Annotated in this window: 27 protein-coding genes; 1 reads left to right on the plus strand and 26 read right to left on the minus strand. The window is 39.1% G+C overall.

All coding sequences use genetic code 11. The annotated features are described in order from the left end of the window. Positions 1-10: 10 nt before the first annotated feature. The 7 genes from BMY14_RS07615 to BMY14_RS07645 all read right to left on the minus strand — a co-directional run bounded on the left by BMY14_RS07615 (position 11) and on the right by BMY14_RS07645 (position 7,109). A complete protein-coding gene (locus tag BMY14_RS07615; RefSeq protein ID WP_091830657.1) occupies positions 11-733 on the minus strand; it encodes a hypothetical protein in 723 nt (240 codons plus the stop codon). A 272-nt stretch (positions 734-1,005) separates the two neighbouring features. Then, positions 1,006-1,170, minus strand: coding sequence for a hypothetical protein (locus tag BMY14_RS20500; RefSeq protein ID WP_177177516.1), 165 nt, complete (start codon positions 1,168-1,170; stop codon positions 1,006-1,008). After that, positions 1,154-2,959 carry a hypothetical protein gene (locus tag BMY14_RS07620; RefSeq protein WP_091830659.1) on the minus strand — a complete coding sequence of 602 codons (1,806 nt, stop codon included), beginning with the start codon at positions 2,957-2,959 and terminating at the stop codon, positions 1,154-1,156. Before BMY14_RS07620 ends, BMY14_RS20500 begins: the two co-directional genes overlap by 17 nt. Then, a complete protein-coding gene (locus tag BMY14_RS07625; protein ID WP_091830661.1) occupies positions 2,946-4,379 on the minus strand; it encodes a hypothetical protein in 1,434 nt (477 codons plus the stop codon). The genes BMY14_RS07620 and BMY14_RS07625 overlap by 14 nt, the downstream gene beginning before the upstream one ends. A 278-nt stretch (positions 4,380-4,657) precedes the next feature. Beyond that, a complete protein-coding gene (locus tag BMY14_RS07635; protein WP_091830664.1) occupies positions 4,658-5,005 on the minus strand; it encodes a hypothetical protein in 348 nt (115 codons plus the stop codon). A 12-nt stretch (positions 5,006-5,017) separates the two neighbouring features. Continuing rightward, a complete protein-coding gene (locus BMY14_RS07640) occupies positions 5,018-6,301 on the minus strand; it encodes a PBSX family phage terminase large subunit (RefSeq protein ID WP_218144887.1) in 1,284 nt (427 codons plus the stop codon). Next, positions 6,285-7,109, minus strand: coding sequence for a phage terminase small subunit-related protein (locus BMY14_RS07645; RefSeq protein WP_091830666.1), 825 nt, complete (start codon positions 7,107-7,109; stop codon positions 6,285-6,287). The genes BMY14_RS07640 and BMY14_RS07645 overlap by 17 nt, the downstream gene beginning before the upstream one ends. Before the next feature lie 415 nt (positions 7,110-7,524). Here BMY14_RS07645 and BMY14_RS07650 point away from each other — a divergent pair, with 415 nt between their 5' ends. Beyond that, a complete protein-coding gene (locus tag BMY14_RS07650) occupies positions 7,525-8,028 on the plus strand; it encodes a YcxB family protein (RefSeq protein ID WP_091830668.1) in 504 nt (167 codons plus the stop codon). Positions 8,029-8,186: 158 nt separating this feature from the next. Here BMY14_RS07650 and BMY14_RS07655 read toward each other — a convergent pair whose 3' ends face one another. The 19 genes from BMY14_RS07655 to BMY14_RS07740 all read right to left on the minus strand — a co-directional run bounded on the left by BMY14_RS07655 (position 8,187) and on the right by BMY14_RS07740 (position 21,339). Then, complete coding sequence (locus tag BMY14_RS07655) at positions 8,187-8,441, minus strand: ParB N-terminal domain-containing protein (protein ID WP_177177517.1); 255 nt, start codon at positions 8,439-8,441, stop codon at positions 8,187-8,189. Positions 8,442-8,676: 235 nt separating this feature from the next. Continuing rightward, positions 8,677-9,417: a DUF2971 domain-containing protein gene (locus BMY14_RS07660; RefSeq protein WP_177177518.1), complete on the minus strand. Its 741-nt coding sequence runs from the start codon at positions 9,415-9,417 to the stop codon at positions 8,677-8,679. 95 nt (positions 9,418-9,512) lie between these two features. Beyond that, positions 9,513-10,277, minus strand: coding sequence for a hypothetical protein (locus BMY14_RS07665; protein WP_091830674.1), 765 nt, complete (start codon positions 10,275-10,277; stop codon positions 9,513-9,515). Positions 10,278-10,391: 114 nt separating this feature from the next. Then, on the minus strand, positions 10,392-10,898 hold the full coding sequence (locus BMY14_RS07670; protein ID WP_091830676.1) for a hypothetical protein: 507 nt from the start codon (positions 10,896-10,898) through the stop codon (positions 10,392-10,394). 1 nt (position 10,899) lies between these two features. Then, positions 10,900-11,169, minus strand: coding sequence for a hypothetical protein (locus BMY14_RS07675; RefSeq protein WP_245741318.1), 270 nt, complete (start codon positions 11,167-11,169; stop codon positions 10,900-10,902). Positions 11,170-11,183: 14 nt separating this feature from the next. Continuing rightward, on the minus strand, positions 11,184-11,528 hold the full coding sequence (locus BMY14_RS07680) for a hypothetical protein (protein WP_091830677.1): 345 nt from the start codon (positions 11,526-11,528) through the stop codon (positions 11,184-11,186). Next, entirely contained in the window at positions 11,525-11,869 is a 345-nt protein-coding gene (locus BMY14_RS07685) for a hypothetical protein (RefSeq protein ID WP_019555221.1), read from the minus strand. The genes BMY14_RS07680 and BMY14_RS07685 overlap by 4 nt, the downstream gene beginning before the upstream one ends. Next, positions 11,856-12,110, minus strand: a complete 255-nt coding sequence (locus BMY14_RS20505; protein WP_177177519.1) for a hypothetical protein — start codon at positions 12,108-12,110, stop codon at positions 11,856-11,858. Before BMY14_RS20505 ends, BMY14_RS07685 begins: the two co-directional genes overlap by 14 nt. A 65-nt stretch (positions 12,111-12,175) precedes the next feature. Then, positions 12,176-12,769, minus strand: a complete 594-nt coding sequence (locus BMY14_RS07690; RefSeq protein ID WP_091830679.1) for an HNH endonuclease signature motif containing protein — start codon at positions 12,767-12,769, stop codon at positions 12,176-12,178. Between the two features lies 1 nt (position 12,770). Continuing rightward, a complete protein-coding gene (locus BMY14_RS07695; RefSeq protein WP_019555224.1) occupies positions 12,771-13,004 on the minus strand; it encodes a hypothetical protein in 234 nt (77 codons plus the stop codon). Positions 13,005-13,017: 13 nt separating this feature from the next. Beyond that, entirely contained in the window at positions 13,018-13,419 is a 402-nt protein-coding gene (locus tag BMY14_RS07700; protein WP_091830681.1) for a RusA family crossover junction endodeoxyribonuclease, read from the minus strand. Beyond that, on the minus strand, positions 13,403-13,642 hold the full coding sequence (locus tag BMY14_RS07705) for a hypothetical protein (protein WP_091830683.1): 240 nt from the start codon (positions 13,640-13,642) through the stop codon (positions 13,403-13,405). Before BMY14_RS07705 ends, BMY14_RS07700 begins: the two co-directional genes overlap by 17 nt. A gap of 306 nt (positions 13,643-13,948) precedes the next feature. Further along, positions 13,949-16,201 (minus strand): AAA family ATPase, encoded by a 2,253-nt coding sequence (locus tag BMY14_RS07710; RefSeq protein WP_245741319.1) that lies wholly within the window; start codon positions 16,199-16,201, stop codon positions 13,949-13,951. Between the two features lie 2 nt (positions 16,202-16,203). After that, positions 16,204-17,793, minus strand: coding sequence for a DEAD/DEAH box helicase (locus tag BMY14_RS07715; protein ID WP_091830687.1), 1,590 nt, complete (start codon positions 17,791-17,793; stop codon positions 16,204-16,206). Beyond that, on the minus strand, positions 17,793-18,254 hold the full coding sequence (locus BMY14_RS07720; protein WP_091830689.1) for a DUF669 domain-containing protein: 462 nt from the start codon (positions 18,252-18,254) through the stop codon (positions 17,793-17,795). Before BMY14_RS07720 ends, BMY14_RS07715 begins: the two co-directional genes overlap by 1 nt. 23 nt (positions 18,255-18,277) lie before the next feature. Beyond that, positions 18,278-19,489 carry an ATP-binding protein gene (locus BMY14_RS07725; protein ID WP_091830690.1) on the minus strand — a complete coding sequence of 404 codons (1,212 nt, stop codon included), beginning with the start codon at positions 19,487-19,489 and terminating at the stop codon, positions 18,278-18,280. Between the two features lie 12 nt (positions 19,490-19,501). Next, entirely contained in the window at positions 19,502-19,693 is a 192-nt protein-coding gene (locus BMY14_RS07730) for a hypothetical protein (RefSeq protein WP_091830692.1), read from the minus strand. Continuing rightward, positions 19,693-20,994 carry an AAA family ATPase gene (locus BMY14_RS07735; protein WP_091830694.1) on the minus strand — a complete coding sequence of 434 codons (1,302 nt, stop codon included), beginning with the start codon at positions 20,992-20,994 and terminating at the stop codon, positions 19,693-19,695. The genes BMY14_RS07730 and BMY14_RS07735 overlap by 1 nt, the downstream gene beginning before the upstream one ends. 48 nt (positions 20,995-21,042) lie before the next feature. Beyond that, positions 21,043-21,339 (minus strand): hypothetical protein, encoded by a 297-nt coding sequence (locus tag BMY14_RS07740; protein WP_091830696.1) that lies wholly within the window; start codon positions 21,337-21,339, stop codon positions 21,043-21,045. Between the last annotated feature and the right edge of the window lie 109 nt (positions 21,340-21,448).

A 21,448-nucleotide genomic window follows, 5' to 3' on the forward strand; every position in this document is an offset into this window, starting at 1 on the left:
TTATTCCCCCTTACTCAAAATATCCGGCTAATGCTTTTGCATTGCCTTCTGATTGCTCATTACCTTTTGCCAGAGATTTCACAAAAGCTACATCCGGTGAATCGTCACCAACACCGCCTTTATTGCCTAACAAACTTCCTGCACCTGGATTTTGCGTATTCGCTACAAGTTTCGGATGTGCCATCAAAAAGTCTTTAACGAAATCATCAACTTTGGAGTTTTTATCATCATTAAATGTGATAGACTCATCCTCTTCACTAACAACCATTTTTCCTAGCAGCATGTCCACAATAAGCGACGGATCATCTGCATTATTTTTCGCAAGTGCTTCCATAAGTGTGGTTCGCTTCATACCGTCAAAACGTTTACCACGTTCATCGGCAAGCTGCGTTTTATAGGTTGTTTCCTGTTCCGAAATCTTGCCCTTAAGTTTCGCAATTTGTTTTTGTAACGCTGGATCCGCTGACTTATCTTTTAAAGCTTTAGAAATTGCTTCATCAAGATCAGCCGCGTCTGCATCTACATCAACACCCAGAGCTTCCAAAACCTTTTCTGCTTTTTCACTGGCAGCCATTGCTTTGTCAGCATCATCCTTGGCTTTTGTTTTCAGCGTCTTAAAATCTCCCTTTACTTTAGAAATTTCGCCATCTTTCGCAGCCACAAAGTCTCGTAAAGCCTTAGCTGCTGCCACATCTGTTTTTTCTAAAAGTGCTACAATCTGTTCAAATGTCAAATTTATCGACTCCTTTTTTCTAAAAATAAACATAAAAAATACCGCTAGGAGAATTCTCCCGCGGTAACTTGTTCAAACAATGGCACCACCACCTTATTTGATTTTTGGGCATAAGAAAACCGCTATGCATTTAGCAAGCGGTTAAATATCAATATAAAAATAGAGATTCCTTGGCAGGCGTGCCTTCTCCTGCATCTCTCGGGTTGCCCCTGTCGGTACCATCGGCGTGTGGTTCACACGAAATTTACCACCTCAAAGAATTCTCTTTTTTCTCAAACTGCTATATCAGAGGTTTTCTTTTTTCTAGTAGGTTTGTTGGTAGGATTATTGGAATGATCCATATCGTTTTTTTGTGCCATCAAATCCTTAAACAGTTTCTTTAACTCGTCTTTTGTTGCGGCATCATTAATACCTGGTATTTTATTTAGATTTCCCATACTCTACCCCTCCTTCAGAACATACAGATAAGAATTCATTAATTGCTTCCCTCTCTGTATAAACCTCATCTTCATATTTATTATAAATTATACTAAATAATTCTCTTATCCTATTATAAGCATACTTTTGAGTTTTATTCAATAGATAAATTTCGCCTTGATTCGTTACTACTGACATTATTTTTATCTGTCCATAGCTAATAAAAGTCATGATATCTGCTAAAGAAAGATTCGTAGTATTGGGATGATTATGGATATACAAAAGTTCTCGTTCCCTGGAAGTACTAACCAAAGCAAAGGCTTGCGGATTTCTCCCAGGATTAACACTGTTTCTACTACCTAAAACTTGTACATGCTCAGCAAAATCCACTTTATAAATACCTAATACTTCATTACTTTTGTTGTGGTCCTTTGCTGTTTTCAATACCGATTGATGTGCTTCTTGCAATAGAATTTTTTGTTCTTCTGAAAAACCGTCAACTTCTACCAACCCAACTTTATCAATGGCAATATCTGTTATAAAAATTTTATGATCTCGTTTTTTCGATTGTTCCAATGACTCCAACGACTCCACTCCTTCAAGATTAATTATATCACCTTCACCTGCATTATGTGGATCGTGTTTATCAAAATATTTTTTATTCAAGCGACTTTGGGGTTTATTAAACCCATCCCAGCCACGCAAAATCTTTTCCCAATCACTTCCTAAATGATAAGCCTCAACACCAGCTTTTCCAAAGAGTTGCTGCTGTTTTCCTTCTGGTAAAGCATCAATATATTCTCGTGCTTTTTTCGGCTGAAATTCTTGATCTGCTTTAACTTCCCAAACATAAATAACCTGCAGCATGCACATGCAGTGCGGATGCCGTGGAATACTTGGCACCTTATTTTTCGGATAAACGCCTTTACCAAACCCCACATTCATGTTTGCACAAACATCACACTGATCAAATGGTACAAGAGCGTGTCGGCTAGATAACACCCAACGATATCCCCAGACATCGGAATCATTTTGATTTTTAGCAATAAATCCATCAAACCAAGCACGTGCCGATTCTGTACGGGCGATACGTTCTGCATGATAGCGTAACTTTTCTTCAAGAGCCGTATGCACAGCTTTATTAATTGTCTCGACACTAAATGTCTTGCAAGCGTTCACAAGCTCACTATACGCAGTCCGCAAATTCGGTGTTTTTCCCATATTTATTTTCTTTTTTATATCATCTGATAAAGCCAATATAGTCTGAGCCATTTGCATATCGCCATCGGCGGCCCAACGGGCATACATTTCTATTTTTTTCAGATATTGAGGTAACTCCGCTTGCTGAATAACTGTTTTCCCACTATTATAGCCATCATATAAATTTATGGCCATATCTTTTACCGTTTGAGCCGCCAACATACTTTTACGGATTGTTGTTACGATGGATTCTCGCATCAAAGGTGTTGTGCCATGCAATCGCTTCGAAAGTGGCATATCATCACCGGTCCAGGCATCAGAAAGCAATGTGTTTTTTATCTTTTCACTATTAACAACAAGCTTTGGCAAAACACCATAGCCGGCACAAGCAGCAAGATAAATGGCATTTACCGTTGCCTCTTTGTTGGCATCAAAAAAAGACGTTTCCGAAAGTGCATCGGATACCGCCTTCACCAAAGATTTGCCGGTTTGAATGTCCTGGATGATTTTTTCGACAACCGGCTGCGCAATCGACTGATATTCTTTTTGATAGTCCTGAAGAATGTTTCTTACCGCTTCGCGAAAGTCTTCGCTCTTAAACGTTGCCATTATTAGCCCCTGGCGTTTCTGATTCTAAATAGGTTTTATCGTCTGGCTGCGCATCAATATCGCCGATAACTGCATTCACTACTTTATCGTCTTGATTATTCAGCATGGTTCGTGCAGCAATCTTCTTGACTTCTTTATCGAATTTACCACCAATCCCAAGCAGTAAGGCTTTTGTGACTTTATCGAGCTCCGTAGAGACATCGACAACACCATAATCATCGTTATACTTTGATATGAATGCCAAATTTGTCTTTATATATAGTCCAAAAATCTCAGCAATTTTCTCTTCAAAAGCTTCTAAATTTTTAGCAAAATCTGCAATGGTCTGATTTGACGACTGATTATCCCATTCCTTTGATAACCCGGATGTCTGTTGTTGCACCCCTGTGACATTCGCCCGTTCTGCCATGCGGTAAATCTCCTGAATCATGTTCTGGATTTCGCTAAGCAGCATTTCGGATGGTCCACTTTCTGGAGTAATAAAGTCTGGTTTAGCTCCGGATATGCTCTTAAATAAAAGCATATCGGTTGTACTAACAACCAACTCATTCGCATCATTATAATCATCATCTTCAGCAATCGGGTAAATCAGTAAGCTAAATGCTTGATTTCGATTTCGTTCTCGAAGTTCGCTGCAGGCATTATATATAGCAAGATTTGTTTTCGCAATCGAATAATATTCTGACTGTGGCAATTCATTTTCATCATCATCATTCAGTGCGCCATAAAGCGGCACAATGGGCAATACCCCAATCGTATTGACACCATCTGTTTTCCCGTGCTCATCTTCCCTGATCCATTGCTCCGCAGTCCAAGTCCAGGTCACTGTTTTCTGCATTTTATTGCCATCAACAACATCGGTATATTTCATAGTGTATTTCAACAGAGATAAATTACCGAATCGATCCATAGCCCAGGCTCTAACTTGATCCGGTTTAACAATATATATGAACGGGTATTGCCGATTTTTCAGTGCAGCTGCCAAGTCTTCCTCTGTCTTAGAAAAATTATCAACAACACCAAATACGCACCCAAACAGCTTTGCCCGATCAGCCACCCGCTTCATGAATCGATCTAATCTCGTTCCTTTACCATCCACATTTTGCAAGAATCCATCAAAGAGAGCATTCTTTGTATATTCCCTGACTGGCGGTTCTTTAAAAATCGGATTAACGTGCGCCTCAATGCAGGGTTTAAGATAATTGCAATAATATGCCATAAATCGCCGACGTACATATTTCCCCATACTTTCGCGGGGATGAGGAACTAAGTATTCTCCATCTTCAAAGCCGCCCGTACCAGCATACGCATCTTTTAAGAAAATATATTTATCCGGAATGCCTCCACCAAAAGGTACCGCATTTTTTACGATCTCATATTCCGTCATTTGTCGTGCTTTCTTTTTCTGCCTTGGTCTCAATCTATCACCTACTCCCTTTTCTCACAGATCAAACCCTATGTTATAATTTAATTGCAGCTGAAGTTGACAAGGAGGTGATTCCTTGGAACATTTTAAAACATCATGTACTTATCTGAACAAGCAAGTAAACGCGGAAGGCTTAAAAAAAGTAAAGCGAAGTTCCATGAGCGTTACTCATGAAATTCTTGCTACAGCCTATCTACATTTAAACTGCCTTGATCGATGCGATAACTCAAACTGCACTTTCAATGGCGGATCTGTAAGTTTTCTTGAAAAACCTAATACTTAACGGGACTCGTTAAAAACAATGTTTCGAGAAATTTCATAAATAACAATGCCTCTGCCACAGAAAAGTCCATTTTCTTAATAATCTGCATTACATCTTCGGCTGCTTTATTAATATCATCAAATTGGCGACCACGCGCCGCCAATTCAAATAAATAACTATCTTCGCCATGGTCAACTTGATTATTGATATATTCCATTGAAAAATGAAAGTCTTTAGCTGGATATAATCCAGCATTGTTTTTTTTCAGTCCTTGAGACTGATATGTTTTATCTAAATCTTGATAAAATCTTTCTACACATTCCTGTAATAAAATTTTAGGAATTGATAAATGTTCCATAATTATTCCCCCCTAGAACTTGCCTGTCTGCAAGCCATAATTTTTATAACTGCCCTTAATGTCAGCCACTTCATAACCATCAAGCCCATACCACGTTGCACTAAATGTATGCGGATCAATACTGAATTCATCTTCAATAAGTTCACCATCTTTATTTACGGCATACGTTAGATCCTGTAATTCATCAATCGTATGCACGCATTCGGCTGAACAAATAATTTTCTTAAACCGCTTTACCTTCTTTGTGTTTTGTGTTCGACTACCTGGCGGCTTTTTGGCACCGATCATCCGAAAACCTTCTTGATTATAATATTTAATCGTTTTCGGTTCGGCCGAATCTGCCCGAATCAACTCTCTACTTTCAGCAAACTCCTGCAAGTCGACGGCGGTAGCATCATCAGTCATATGATTTTTGTAATATTCCCAGTAAATATAAAGATATTTACGTTTATCATCGATGGCAATGCGAAGCACTGCATTATAGGAATCTTCAAAACCAAAATCCATTCCAACACGTAAAAAACGCGAAGGGATATCTCCCACCGCATTCATAACTTTTGTATGTGATTGTACTATAAATTGTGGCAATACGAGCGTCCCATTCACGCCAAACTGGCCCTTACGAGCAATCCGGTATAAATCCATATCATATGCCTTAAGAGCATCCAATTGCTCAATATAACTGTAAGGCAAAAAGTAATTATCATCCGCTACCGAATGATGATAATAGGTATCGCCAATTCGCATAATACGTTGTTTATAAAGCATGGTGTCTTTAATTTTCGGTACCTTAAAGAAATGCTTATACGTCCAATTTGATTTTGCCACTGGATTTGTAGACAAAATCATGTGAAGCTTTAACGTTGGATGACGTAAACGTCCGATAAGTTCTTTAAACCCCGCATACTTTATTTCACTGCACTCTTCAAGCCAGATAATGCTGATGTTATGGATTGACTTGAGTTTTTGCGGTTTATCCATCCCTTTGAAAATAATCTTGCTGCCATTCGGAAAGCGGATCTGCATCGGGGATGTAACAAAGCGGATCTTATCGTCTAAACCAAGATCGATTACAATTTCTTCAAACAACGAAAAACAGCTATCACGAATTGTGTCATATACATCACGGACCACTAAGGCGGTTCGTTTTTCAGCCAATAATTTCAAAATGATCTTTAAAGCAACATGATATGACTTCGATGAACCATAGCCGCCCACAAGGAAATAGAACTTACTGTCCCAATCAAAAAGAAAATCTTCAAAATGTGGATTTACCTCTTTATTGACTTCCATCATCGCGGCGTTCCTTTCTGCCTATAGTGATGTGGATAGGTTCATCTTTATCTCTAGCCCCCTGTGTTGCCGTCAATATTCGATGTTTACTTTCAATTGCCCGAGTCTTTGCCATTTGTACACGCGTCAATGCTTCTTCAATACGAAGGATTTGACTGATTAACATTTTCTTATGCTCTTCATGCGCAACCATTGATTTTTCTTCCTGGTAGGTTTTAACCTGACGAACGATCCCTGTACGATCATCGTAGACATCCGTAATAATTGGTATTTTCCTAATTTCATACATCGTTTTGGTTTCGACCAATTCTTTTTGATCTTTTAAATCTTTAAGATGCTGCAGCATACGGCGCTCACGAAATGTTAAAAGCCGGATATCTTCATCCATCTGTGTGATTGGATCGGTATTAATAGCCGCAAGCAGGTTTTGTTCCGTTTCATCCATCATATCTAACCAAATAGTTTGATATTCACCGGTAGCGACCGCATTCGTATTTTTAGGTGGTGCACCGCCGGAATTTCCTAAAGCATTTTTGTTACCGGGCGGTGCCCCATGCCCTTTTGCATTTTTATTACCAGGTGGGGCTCCCTTTTTTATTGGAGCGTTCCCTTTTTCCAATGGGAGCGCTCCCTTATTTGAATTGGAGCGCTCCTTTATTTTTTCGTCCCATTTATCTACCGTTTTCCACTTACGAATTTTTGAATCAGTAAGATTTAACTCTCCGGCAATGTCTTTAAGCAGCTTCTTACCGCCGCTATCTTGCCAAAGCTGAAATGCTTTATCTCTGTCTGGACTTCTCGCTCTTCCCATTTTACATAGTCACCACCATCCTAAAACAAAATACAGCTATTCATCATCTTTCTGTAGCTGTAAATCCATTTCAATCAACTGACGAAGATCAGTAACTGAATTTATAACAATATTTCCTTTTTGAAAATCTGATATCCATTTTGCAATTCCGGCCTGAACAAGTTTTCGATACTTTTTTAATTCAGTAATGTCTTGCTAAATAGCTAACCCATTTTCAAATAATAACTCATCTTTAGATCATCTCGTATTATTAATTATTGACACTCCCTGCACAATTCTGTAAAATTGGCAAAGGATAGTAGGCGTCCTAATCGGTGGTCACACACCTATTAACAATTGCCGTAAGTGTTACCCAAATAGGACGGATGTTACACATAGTCTCATAACATTTTAATAAATTTACTGGGGGAATTTTATGAATAACGTTGAAATCAAAATAACAGGAACTCTATCTTTCAATAACGTACTAAATTTTTCAATTTTTTCATCCTTTACAAGACATTTTTTTAGCGTCTTATTCCTACTTGCTATGGTTATGTCTTACGGTAGTAACCAACATGGACCTTTTTATATTTTCGTCCCTGTTTTTTCGTTAATTTTCTACTATTGGGCTATAAGAAGATCAATAAAGAAAAGCTACAAGAGCAACAAGGTTTTACAATCACAATTTAAATATCTCTTTTCTAGTAAAGGTGTAGATGTTTCTTTTGAATCTGGTAGCTCTACAACCTCCTGGAATGATATTTATAAAGTAGTAATATTAAAGGATCTCATCGCAATTTTTATATCGAGTAATCAATCTTTTATAATTCCCAAAAGTTGGTTTAGTAGTTCAATTGAAATAGAAAATTTCGAGAATATTTTAACCAATAGTTTGCCAAAAAATAAAATTAAGACAAAAACATTTTTTATATTTTAATACTCATACATAGCTTTCTGTCCACTAAGTTCTTCCCAATACCAGACTTTCACCAGGTCTAATTCCATGTAATAACATGAGCGCCCCATCTGTTTAGTAGCTATTAACGTATTACCGAAACCGTAAAAAACCAGAGGGCATGTTATCGTTTTTGATAGTCAGTTTTTCTTTGTTACCATCTTGATAGGTGACAGTGGCAGATTCGTAAAGATCATTAAACGTCCATGACCACGAACAACAAAGCCAGAGCGTTTGGATACCGTCACCGATGTCCTCCAGCCCTGGCTTTGTATGATTTTTGCTAAAAGCTCTATTTGTTTTTTAGGATGCTGATTCGGATTACGCGGATTCGGCACCAGTTCCGTTGGATCAATAAGATCCGTGTATGAGCAATGTATTGGTATTTCTTGCATTTCTTCACCCTCTTTCATTGTCAATAAAAATAAGTCTCGTTGGCATTACGTAAGCAAATGAATATAAAAATGCAGATAACACTTGTTTTTAAAGTATTATCTGCATTTATTTTCGATAACACTTGATTATTGGAACCTCATTTTATGGCTTGTTCATCTTTTGATTTATACTTTCAAATTACACATAATCCTTGATTTTCGGCATAAAAAAGCACCTCATACGAGGTGCCTATACTCAGTTAAGCGTATAAAGTTTTGACTGCCCAAACTCTATATTTTGAGCGTTAAAATCTCTATTTTTACAATATTCCTCAAATGTTTCTTTATGGTGTCCGGGAGCCCTTGGGTCTAATAATACTTCTTTTAATCCGTCCATCGAATATTTATATTCTAACGTTGGGCCTTTACTATCTGTAAATGCTCTTAATAAACGATCATAATCGCTTGTATCTTTACGTTTAATTATGCTTTGTAAGAAATTGATCTCAGGTAAATAACAAGCAACAAATCTATACTCTTTTTCATGACAAAAAGCAGGTCTCTTATTTTGAAGTGCATATATTAATCCGTCTTTAGTGATATTACTTAATGTTAGTTGACTATTTACTGATATTTGCTTATCATATGTCACTGCAAAAGGATTAACTATTTCTATTGATTTAGTTGCTATTCTTTTAATATCTTCCTGAATTTTAGCACACTCGAACTTGACCCTTACGCCATTTTTATTTTGACTATAAATTCGCCACATTGCATCTGATTCATTCTCATCAGAACACCATGATTGTGCATAAAGACAATGAAAAGCTAAATTTTTCAACATTTTTATTTTCTCTGGACAAAAACTCAACTGTATATTTATATGATTAAATAAATGTGTAATGAGGTATCCTTCAAACACATCATCCCAACAATCAACCCGAGTTAAATACATTTTTTGTTTTTCAATCATTGCTACAAAATTCTCAAAAGACATATACTTATAAATAAACAAAAAACCACTTCCAAATATAAATTTTTATTAAGTCACTTTTTTCAAGATGAAACAACTTCCCAGTTTAAGAAGAAACGTCAATCACTGCTTTGAATGAAATCCGATTGAGTTATATCTATTTTTTGCTTATCTAAGCCTAATTTTTCCAGTGAATCATTATAACCTGATATAATTTCTTCACATAACTGTCTTTCTACCTTTTTAAGTTCATCATCGATGCCTCTACATTCCATATATATTTTAGAATTAAATATTTGCGTTTCTCTATATTTAGTCTTCACCTTGGAATAAATATCTGGATAGTTTTTTAGAAGGATTTCCCAATGTTCCTCTTTATAAGGTAAAAGAAATTTGTATTTTGAAATAAGTGTTAATAGCATAGGCCTTGCTAGCCCTAAATAAGTACTTTCACAAGTTGCTAAAAAAATTTTTCTCGACATATATTTTTTCTCTTCATTTTCACGAGTCTCATAAAATACTGTTTTTCCATCAGCATTACGTTTATAATGCGTTTGATATTTTGAATCTCCAAATATGGGATGGTTTTCTCTGCTAATATCTACCGATTCAACATCTTGCAAAATACCCCTATAAGTTTCTTGAAATATATAAACACTAGTTAATGGGGCGTATACCTTTTGGATTCTCTCTTCATAAAACTTTCTTCCTTTTTCATCATTCCATTTCCAATAAACCCCCCACGCCGTAACAATTCCACCAAAACACGTTAAAAATTTTACAAAAGCATCTAAGTCATTGTAATTCCAATTATTTTTTATAAAATTTTCAAAAATCAATAAACCTATAAGTGAAATTAGCACTCCGACCAAAACTTTTAACATTTTATCACATCCATATAAAAGAGCCGCTCGAATCAATCGAACGGCTCTATTTCTACTCACAAATTTTTATAGTACCATATTACCACCTTAAAAGTGACATGTAAAGTGACAACTTTATGACATTACGGCTAGACCATCAACCCCGAAAATCAAGGCACTCAGCTTTTCTATTGCGAAATTAATGTCACGATAGACAGTTCGACGTTCTACATTTTCACGTTTTGCAATATCAATTAGAGTATCACCATCAACATAATGCCTGGACAAAACTCTATAACACCGACTTTTATCTGTGCGCTCGCAATATATTTCTAAAAGCTGAAGCATCGACTCAATGTGCTGCAAAATAATGTATGTCCTTAAATTGCTACGCTTAATTGTTTCGATGTAAAGTTCCCGATTCGTATCGTCAATACTATCCAAAATGTCAATTGCACTCTCATTTTGTTCTATATCCTGAATTGCAGTGATGGATTGATTACAGTGATCCATCAATACTTTATAATTTTTCATCAGCAGCCGCGTGTTGTAAAGCCGTCTATCATGCCTAACCTTTTTCTGTTTGGCGTCATGTTTCCGGACAGTCTCAACGACCAATTCTATTATTTCCTCTTTCGTCATCCTACGACCTCCTGATCTTCCATTCCGATTTTACCATTATGCCAGTGATTTTCACCGCTGGCATTTTCTTTTTATCTGCTACATATCGCTCAAACAACCCTATGTCCAACCACTTCTCTTTCCAGTGATCCGCATAATCAAACTTGTATCCTCGAACCTGCCCGATACTATCTTCGTAAGCCACTGTCACGTGCGACAAGCGATAAAGCTTGAAATACGATACCGCGATAAACACGACTGGCACCAACAAAACCATATACATCATTTCCATTCCGAAACCTCCTCTTAATCAACATCCAATCCGGCTTGATACTTAGCCCAAATTTTGCAATCATTTCGATTGCAACGCTTTTCTATTGAGTCATTTGGGCATCCTGAACATCCGAGTATTTTATCAGACATAATTTCCAATGCCTTTTCATACTTAACAATCTCTTCCAATGCCCATTGGCTGCGCTTTGTTAAAATTTCGTTTTCCTGCTCCAACACTTCTATTTTGTGTTTGCTAAATTGCTTATGATCTAAGGCTTTGATGGCTTCATCACATGCATCACCAAATTCAGGCTTTGGAAATGGCGATGAATTCATATAGTCTCGTATTTGCTTTAATTTTCCGATCGTGTCCATCATTCTTCACCTTCTAACGCTTTATTCCAGCACTCCTGACAATCACTTGTAGGATAATTGCAATCTTTTCTTACTTCTAAATCAACAGAACCTGCGCAATCTGGGCCATTACATATTCTTATATAAATATCCGGGCATTTATCTCTAATCAGCCGCAACTGCCCTTTGATATCCAACGACATTATATTGCTGGTGTCAGCAACATTGTCGGCTTCGCGGCGTTCCTTTAGCTCTATGAGCGCAAGGAATACGTTTTTATTGTGTTCGTGCCTGCATGACATCCTCTGCCTTATACCTTTTGTCTTTTCTATTGTCTTTTGCAGTATTTCATCACTTAATCGCATTATCAGCCCTCCGATTCCACGATTCACTAACTTGCCTTTCCGTCATATAGCATTCAGTCTCTTTTCCGCACTTATGGCAATGCACATAATAACCGTACACGCACACTCGAACAATACAAATATTACCGCATTTACATGGCTTAAGCTTTTCCATCATTCCGCGCCTCGCTTTGTTTGAGTTGTTTCCGCTGCCAAGATCTCGGCAAATCGTTTGCTTGCTTTTTTGTTCTTCCGATTCCATTCCCGAAAAGACTTTATTCGATGCCTAATTCGGTGAATCGGCAATATTCTATTTATCATTTTCCTTTATTTTCCTTTCTTTTTCCGTTCATTGAGTTTTGAGTATAGTTTTGCTAGGTTCAATCCAGATTTCGTAAGCTCTGTATTTTGAGTAATTAACGACCTTTTGTTCATGATCAGAAATTCTATTCGTTGCACTAACACCAAATTATCCAACTCAAAATTCTTCGTATTTCTGTCCGCAAATATGATTACATGGCCTCGGGGTTTCTTGCCATGCGCCGCTTCCCAAAGAAGAATATGCTTACCAACCCATTTATGAGGGTCCGCAACTTTTATATCTACATAGCCATCACCATTAACCCGTTCCGACCCCACCGGCAGATAGTTGTGCGGTTTCTGACCCTTTTTAAACATTCCAGCATTTCTCGGCATATCAGGATATTTTTTCCCCTTATTTACGGGAATGTGTCCTTTGGTAAAATGCCCATTAAGACCACTGCTAAGATTATGATTCTTCTTGTAAGTATTAATTTGCCGACACGTTAGAGATAACCCGAAGCGCGTATTCATCAAATCGGCAAGATCGCTGTTTGAAATATTTTTTACATGTTGCTTTAGATATTCTGATTGATCCGAAGAAAAAAGATTATCCGCCATTTTATCCCTCCAGCATTTTCGGGCGATCCGTTTTATCTGCACTTAAATTATCTTCATACGCGACCTTTGCTTTTAAAACCAGAGCACCATTGGCAATAATTTGCGACGCTACATCCGTTACAGCTTCAGTCCTTCGGATCTCTTCGGCTAGCTTATCACCCGTTAAATCTTCATCGTTTAGTCTTTCAAGCTGTGCAAACAAATGATTATTTAAATCACCAAGAGTATTTTTCACGCTTTATCGCTCCTCACACTTTTTCAATTTTTACGTAAATGCCTTGCCTGTCACTCCAAAACTTTTCAGTGATCTCACTTGCCACCTGGGCATCATCACCCCAAAACTCAAGCTTGGTCATAACATCTTTTAGCAGCTTAATCATATTGTCCGTATCTGGCTTTGTAGCTTTATACTCACCAGATCGATGCTTACCTGTGACTGGAAATAACCACTTTGTCATAAGCCTCACAGTCCCAGTAAACGGTTTTTCCGGTCTATGCGGGGCAAAATATGTCTCGAACTTGTTTCGCGCGTCTGCAAGCTCAGGCGGTTCATAAAAATGTGGTTTACCATTTACCACAGACACTTTCTTTTCCTGATGAGTTACAGTCGGCACCCGCATCGTAATAAAAAATTCAATTGTCTGGTTCATAATCTACCCCCTGCCATTTACCAGTTTCATGATTATAAAAAACATCACCGGATTGCTTGATCTGATCCCAAATGAAATCAAGAATAGATGGTCTTTCGATCAGCCATTTAATAACCTGGCTATTTTTAGGCGAATACTCACACTTTGGTAATTTATGAAAAAGCGGTGGAAGATTTCTGGCAACAATTAATTTTCCGCTACGCCTCTTTGCTGTATTTTTCATTTTTAAAATCACCCTTTCACTATTGAGAATTATTTCCATTTACCGTTTTGGAAGAAATTTTTATTTTGTCAAGGATAGTGAAAAGTATGTCGGGGGGCTTTCTACGCCCCCGACTATTTTTTCCCTTGACCCGCAGGTGGAAAAACAGTTTGTATTATTTATAATAATAGGGTTTTCCGCCAATTCGGAAAAAGTCGATTTTTTACCGATATTTTCCGCTTCTTCCTTTCTCGATAAAACACGTTATGTTTAAATCGGAAAAAGTCGAAAATCGTTCGATATTTTCCGAATAAGAAAAACTTTTCCCTATTCGACTTTTTCCGTTTTCCGCATTACCTCACCCTGGTTCGTTATGATGAAATCGCCATGCTCTTTTAGATGGTTTTTTACAGTTTTTTCCGTTACACCACCATACTCAGCCATCCCTTTTAATGTAACTTTTTCACCAAAGGATTTCACAATATCATACGTGGAGTCAACCGATTTCCTGCGATCATTCTTATGATCATCCGGTGATTTTTTCTTTTTAAAGTTTTTTTTCCAGCTTGGCTGGTCACCTTCTGCATCAATATCCTTAAGAACACCAATCTCATCAACATGATGAACTGGATAGTCAAACCAAAGGTCAATGGGTGGAAACTTCGGAAACTCACGAAGTGTACCTTCAATGCGCCAAGCTGTCCGCTGCCGAACCTTTTGCCTGGCAACATACACATAGTTATTCGTAAGTGAAGCGTACGCATCTACCGTCAAAACCTTATGACAGTAGTCGAGCATAACCCGTTCGCTGCATTGATCATCTTGCGAGATATCATCTTCCCACTTTGGATAATGTTCTTCGAGAAAAGCCACACAGGCCGCACAAACAGCTTTATTTTCTTCTTGCTTCACTAAATCCTCTGTGATCTCAAGTTCAATCAGATCCAGTAATGCATCCGGATCGCGGGCAAATACGCCTGATCCAGATGCCCTGTCCATGGAGCGTTTGCCGCCTTGTGCACCTTTGCTGTGATGATGGCAATAAATAACCGCACATCCAAGTTCAGTACATACCTTATCAAATTGGTTACAAAAGTTGGCCATCTGATCTGCGCTGTTTTCGTCACCGGTAATGACCTTGTAGATTGGATCGATAATGATGGCAAGATAATTTTTCTTAGCAGCACGTCGTATAAGTTTTGGTGCTAATTTATCCATGGGTACGGACTTGCCTCTGAGATTCCAAATATCAATATTGGAAAGATGCTCGGGCCGTAACCCTAGCTCTTCATAAACATCTTTGAATCGATGCAGACAGCTTGCCCTATCTAACTCGAGATTTACATATAGAATTCGCCCTTGGGCGCAATCCCATTGAATCCATTTCTTACCTTCAGCAATTGCTATACATAACTCAATAAGACTAAAGGACTTACCTGCTTTTGATGGTCCTGCAATCAGCATTTTATGACCTTGGCGCAGCATATTGTCAATCAGCGGTGGTGCGAGATCCGGCAGATTGTCCCAGGCATCCGCCATGCTTTCGGGATTGGGTAAATCATCATTCACCGCCTCAATCCATTCCTGCCATTCAGCAAAACTTGTTTTCCCGATGTTGGTATCGACAAGCCATTGTTTGCGGGCATTGCGGATAACACCAGGCATTCTCGAAAGCCTCGAGGGATTGCGGTTTTGACTATCGATTTCTAATCCATTTTTCTTACATACCGCATAGAGATAATCCACGCGTTTACGGTATTCTTCATAACTTCCCGCATCGATCCGAACGATTGCATGCAGACTCTTACCGCCAGAATGCACCAGACAGGCAACAGGAAGCTCCAGTGTACGAATAATTTCATTTTGCTTATCAATCTCCATGCTATCGGATTCAACCAGCGCAAAACGAAATTCTGTCACATTCTCGTTTTTTACGCCTTTCCCATCTAGCGGATTAAAACGGATCCACGCGCCGCATGCTTCGTTATAATCACCAAATACACCGCCAACATCGCCATCACAAATATTTAAAAGTTCAATAAGTTCACCTGCAGTCCGATCAAAATTCCCTTTTGTGGGGAGATATTTATTGTCGCCTTCTTTTTGCCAGGAAGTTGTAACATAGCCTACATTTTCGGTACTGTCAAAGAGTGTTTCTAAATATTTGATAAGATCTTTGACCGGATTCCATGTTTGCGGTTCAATCACTTCTTTGCCTTCCAGCCAATTCTTATCGATGAGGACTTTATTTTCTTTGGTGCTGCCAATAAAATCATCCCAGTCAAGTTCTTTATCTTCTCCACTAGAATAAGGTGGCTGCCAGCCGCTGCGTTTTGCCATATCAACAATCGTGCCGGCCGTCACTAGATTGGTTGTTGTTCCTAAAAAGCTGGTCCATTTTTTAAAACATTCGCCGGCATGATACCGAGCAGTATCTCTTGCACTCCACTGATCCCAATCGGATGCCGTATAGCCTTCTTCTTTTAAGGCCATCCCAACATTTACCCAATCTTGATAGGTAAGAGCTGCCGGATCAATATACGCCAATAACGGCAGCAAATCATTTTTGTTATCATCCAAAGTCAAAAGTCACCTCCTGGACAATATTCCTGCGGAACGATTCCCTTGGGAATATGCCATCCTCCTCCTGCGATTCGATCAATTAAGTGTTTTGCGTGGTCAAACTGCCATGTTCCGACATGTTGAAACCCGCGGCTTTCTAAAAAGCGGATCTGTTTCGGTGTGGTAAGTCCGTCTACTTTCCGCTTATCCAAACGATCCAAAAGTTTCGCCGCTTTCCCTGCATTTTCAATTTCATCAGGAAAGATGCCTAACTTTTCAAGCGTTTTTGCCTGTTTATCACTTGGCGGCCCCATTTCCCAACCAAAAGCCGGTACATATCCTGAAAGATCTTCCGATTGTATCGACATTTCAAATTGCAAGGGATCCACAAGTTTCCGTTTTCTCTTTTTCATTTCTGCCAGTTTTTTGGCCAAAGCTTCTTCGCGCTGCGCTATAACATCTTCCGCTGCTTGTTTTTCCACAACTTCCAAATCAAGCGGGCATGGCGCTTCTTCTATTTTTTCCGTCATTTTCTTTGCAATATCTTCACTGGACGCAAGTAAATTCGCTGGCCGGCAAAGCTCATGGCGTTCTGTCATCCATAAAAAATCTAAGAGTAATAATTCTTTCTTACCAGGAAACAACCGCGTACCACGCCCCACCATTTGGCAATAAAGGCTGCGTACTTTAGTTGGTCTTAAAACAATGACACAATCAACACTCGGACAATCCCAGCCTTCGGTAAGTAGCATAGAATTGCAAAGCACATTATATTTTCCTGCTTGAAAATCCTGCAGTACTTCGGCACGATCTTCACTATTGCCATTCACTTCGGCCGCTTTAAAGCCGGCTTCATTTAAAATATCTCTAAATTTCTGGCTGGTCTTTACAAGCGGCAAAAATATAACAATCTTACGATCAATACAATACTTAACCATTTCCTGTGCGATCTGAAAAAGATACGGATCTAGCAGCGTTCCGAGATCACCTGCTTTAAAATCACCGCTTTGCATTCCCACACCTGTAAGATCCAATTTCAGCGGTATGGTCTGTGCTTGAATCTTGCAAAGATATCCTTCGCGAATTGCTTTCGGCAGTGTATATTCATAAGCCATGCTGTTAAAATAGGCGCCAAGGTTTTGCATATCACCCCGATCGGGCGTAGCAGTTACGCCGAGCACATCTGCTTCCTCAAAATATTGCAAAACATTTTGATAGCTGTCTGATATGCAGTGATGTGCTTCATCCACAATAATTACGTCAAAATAATTTTTGCTGAAACGCTTCAGCCTTTTTTCTCTTGTTAAAGTTTGTACCGAGCCGACAACGACCCGGTACCAGCTGCCAATACAGCTTTCTTCTGCTTTTTCCACCGAACATGTAAGTCCGGTGGCTTTTTTTATCTTGTCACTTGCCTGATCGAGAAGTTCTCCGCGATGCGCCATAATTAGTACACGGCTGCCATTACGGACACAATCTTCGGTGACCTTAGCAAATACGATGGTCTTTCCGCACCCCGTCGGAAGTACGAGAAGCGTGCGCTTATTGCCTTTTCCCCACTCATCATGTATAGCAGCCCGCGCTTCCTCCTGGTACGTGCGAAGTTCCATTAAAAGGATCCGGGTTTAAAAGTAGTTGGTTGAGTGGTTTCTTCATCAGGATATATAAACTGTTTCACTTCATTGAATTTTTTACCATCATAAATTCGAATTCCAATTTTTGCTCGACCTATAGAACCCATCACTTTATTCCAGTCCATTTTGAGTTTTTCTCCATGTTTTTTCTGACCAATCCCACGGAAGAATGCACATAATAAACCTTCGCATTTACTGTGTAAGAAAAGATTATGGCGAATCGATGCCACACCTTCCGGTGATTCAACTTCCAGTACGATTTTTGCCTGGTTACACGGTCCAATCTTATCACTGCCAGGATATCTGGAACGTTCAAAACTTGCTACGCGAAACGCATATTCCCCTTCCGGTAACAAGATAAACTCGTTTTCCTTCTCGATTGTGTCATCCCATGCAAGTTCTGCTCCCATATCTGTTCCCATTTGTTCAAATCCCATATTTGTATCCTCCTAAAATTTCATTAAAACGGTATTTTTTGTTGTTCAATCATATTAAATACTTGATCCCAGGCTGCAATCAGGCAGCCATCAATAAAGCTTTGATCATAGTTTTCAAGCGGCGTTCCGGCCGGATAATATCCCTTACTGGATACCGCTTCCTGAATCTCTTGAACCGTCACATTATTATGTTTCATAAGGTCAGCAAGCTTAGGCGGAATTCCGCTTAAATCATTTTGTGCCGGTGGCTCTTTTTGTGGAACCTCATGTGTTTGTATTGGTGCAGGTTCTTTTTGTTTTTTGATTCCTACTTCATATTCTGCCTTACTAATTTCATGTGACATGCCGTCACCATCCAGTAAAGGCTCCCCTTTTTTCAAAATCCAATACGCATCTGATTCGGGGTGGTACATATACATGTCATGATCCGCTATATTTTTATTTTGCACTGGTTTCGGTGTTTCAGCTTTCTTTTCCACTTTCACCGGCACAGGTGTAGATTGTTGCATCGATTTATCATTCGGAATGCAATACGCAATCGCTGCATAATCAAATGCTAACTCTGGTGCAAGATCGTGCCGATTCTTTGCATCCCAGCAAGGATGATGCTGCGAATGCATAACGCGCGTGCCGCCTTGGGCTTTTTTCTTTTTATCGACCTCGACTACATATTGCTTATAGTTTGCAAAAAGGACCATATCGGCCCATTCTTTTACAAGTGCCGATGTTTGGGAACCGGTCTTGTTCCCAAGTTTCAATTCATATCGATCATAGCTGCCACATTCATCCGGCAATTCAAATTTGCGAATGGTTGAATGTGCTGTAAGTACAATATTGATGCCAACCTCCGTTACATCACTTAAAAGATTGAGCAGCTTGCCAAACTCTTCTTTTACGAAAATATATCCTTTGCCATAGCCAAAATCCTCAATACCTTTTTTATCATAGATAGAGCAAACATGCGCCACGCAAAGCTGTTCTGCCCAATCGATTGTGTCGATAATAAGTGTCTTGCAACAGCCAGGCGTTTTTTTCACTTCGTGGATCGTTTGCATCATCATCGTCCAGCTGCTCGGTTTTGGTACCCGAGCAACATCCATTAAATTTGTACTGCCTTCCGTATCGATAAATAATGGCTCCGGAAACGAAGCGGCAAAGGTTGATTTGCCAATGCCTTCTGGACCGTATACCACAACTTTTTGCGCTTTAAAAACTGGACCTCTAATAATTTCCATAATGACTCTCTCCTACTCTTCTACTTTTGTATGCGCTAAAGCGAACTCAATAAGTTGACAGGCTATTTTGCTTAATGGTTGATTGGCTTGTGTCGCAATTTCTTTTACTTTTGTATGAAGATCAACCGTAATTTTTAAAGGAAGCATATACTCCGTATTGCCAGCACTCCATTTTTTTATAAGCAAGCTATTGTCTTTATCCATTAAAATTTACCCTCTTCCCATATTTTTTTGCTAGTAGGCACCGCCGTTTCAAACGGCATTTCGTCCCCCTTAATATAACCATCCTCAATAATGATGCTGCATTCATCCGATGTACTGACTCTGGTAGCGATAGCCTGCAAACCTTCTGCTTCAAGCCATGTACCAAATTCTTGCAGCGTTTCAATATCCATCTGCTCAAGCTTATCCATAAGAACGAAACCACACTCCGGATTCAGTTTGCGAATAATCGCCGTGGCAACTTTAAGTTGTTCACTGGCACTCATGTTGTCCCATTTATATCCTTTATAAGTAAGTTCCCCTTTATCTACCGATAAATCTGGCAATGGAAGATCGGCGTTATTCAAAAGAGCTGTGCGCTGTTTACGGATATCCGCAATTTCCTGCGTAATACCATCTACCTGCTTAGAATATTCTTCGGCATCCATTTCAGCCTTTTCGCGGTCCATATTGGCACGAATTTTCATATTGAGCATATCGATATTATTAATACTTTTTTCAAGTTCCGCTGTATTTTCATCGTAGAGATCCAGTGCAGATTTTTGAGCAATCACTAGATCGGCCGATACTTTTGCTTGTTCTTCTTTTTTAATAGTCAAGGCTTCTTCCATACGAATTACTTCTTGCTGTAAAATCACGGCTCGCTGTTTTAAAATATCAACCGACTGCCGTTTACGAGCATTCTCACCATTTCTAGCAAGAATGTCCTGCTGCTTCCGGATCAATTCAGCTGCCGATACAGGCTCTTTCGGAACATCTGGATGCATATCCAGCTCGGCTGCATATTTCTTTTTCTGATCGGCAATACGTCCAATTTCAGTACGGCGATTATAAAGCTGTTGTTCTTTGAGATCAAGTGCCCCCAGTTTGTCACCGACACCGATAATCTGTAATAAGGAATCCCCTTTTTCTTTATTGGATGCCTGCATAAACTTTGGCAGGTTCAGCGCCAGTTGTTCGACAAGTTCATCCAAAAGCCGCTGCCCACTTTTATTCCCTTTCGAATCGATTACTTTCAAATCGCTATTTTTTCCCTTACGTTCTACAATCAAACCATTCGAAAGTTCAATATGAAGATGTGGTGGTGTCATAGATCCATTACGCTGCGCCTGCGACGGCTGAAATTTATTACCGCCAAGTACCCAGGCAATCGCATCAAGGACAGATGTTTTCCCCTGCCCATTTTTACCACCAATAATAGTCAAACCATTTTGAGAAGGCTCCAACCTTACTGCCTTTACACGCTTTACATTTTCTATCTCAAGATTATTAATCTTAATCATTTCCAAGCCTCCTATAATATGTTATAATTCTTTAATAAATATTTTTATTTATCCCTTGAAATCCGCATTGGTTGCCGCCAATGCGGATTTTTCTATGAGTTCTTCCATTAAATGAATATCTTGCATATTCAGGCTAATCGCGTTCATTATCATAGATGGCGGCTCCGATGCTCTTTCATTAGCCACACAAAAATCGGATGTAATTTTGCTACGTGCGATAACTCTGCACCAAAGCTTTTTCCCACCGCCGATCTTTACGATCGTGTAATCACTTGGCTGTGCAAAATATATACGTAACCCTCTAAACTTGTCTGGAATATCATCGACTGTTAATTCCTCTGACAAACTGCTCACCTCCTCTCAATAGTGAAATCTTGTTACCAATTCCTGAACTTTTTCGACTTGGATGATTTTCTCGGTATACACATTCGATCATCATGGCAAACCGGAAGAA

It is taken from the genome of Propionispira arboris, assembly GCF_900109225.1.
Lineage (GTDB): Bacteria > Bacillota > Negativicutes > Selenomonadales > Selenomonadaceae > Propionispira > Propionispira arboris.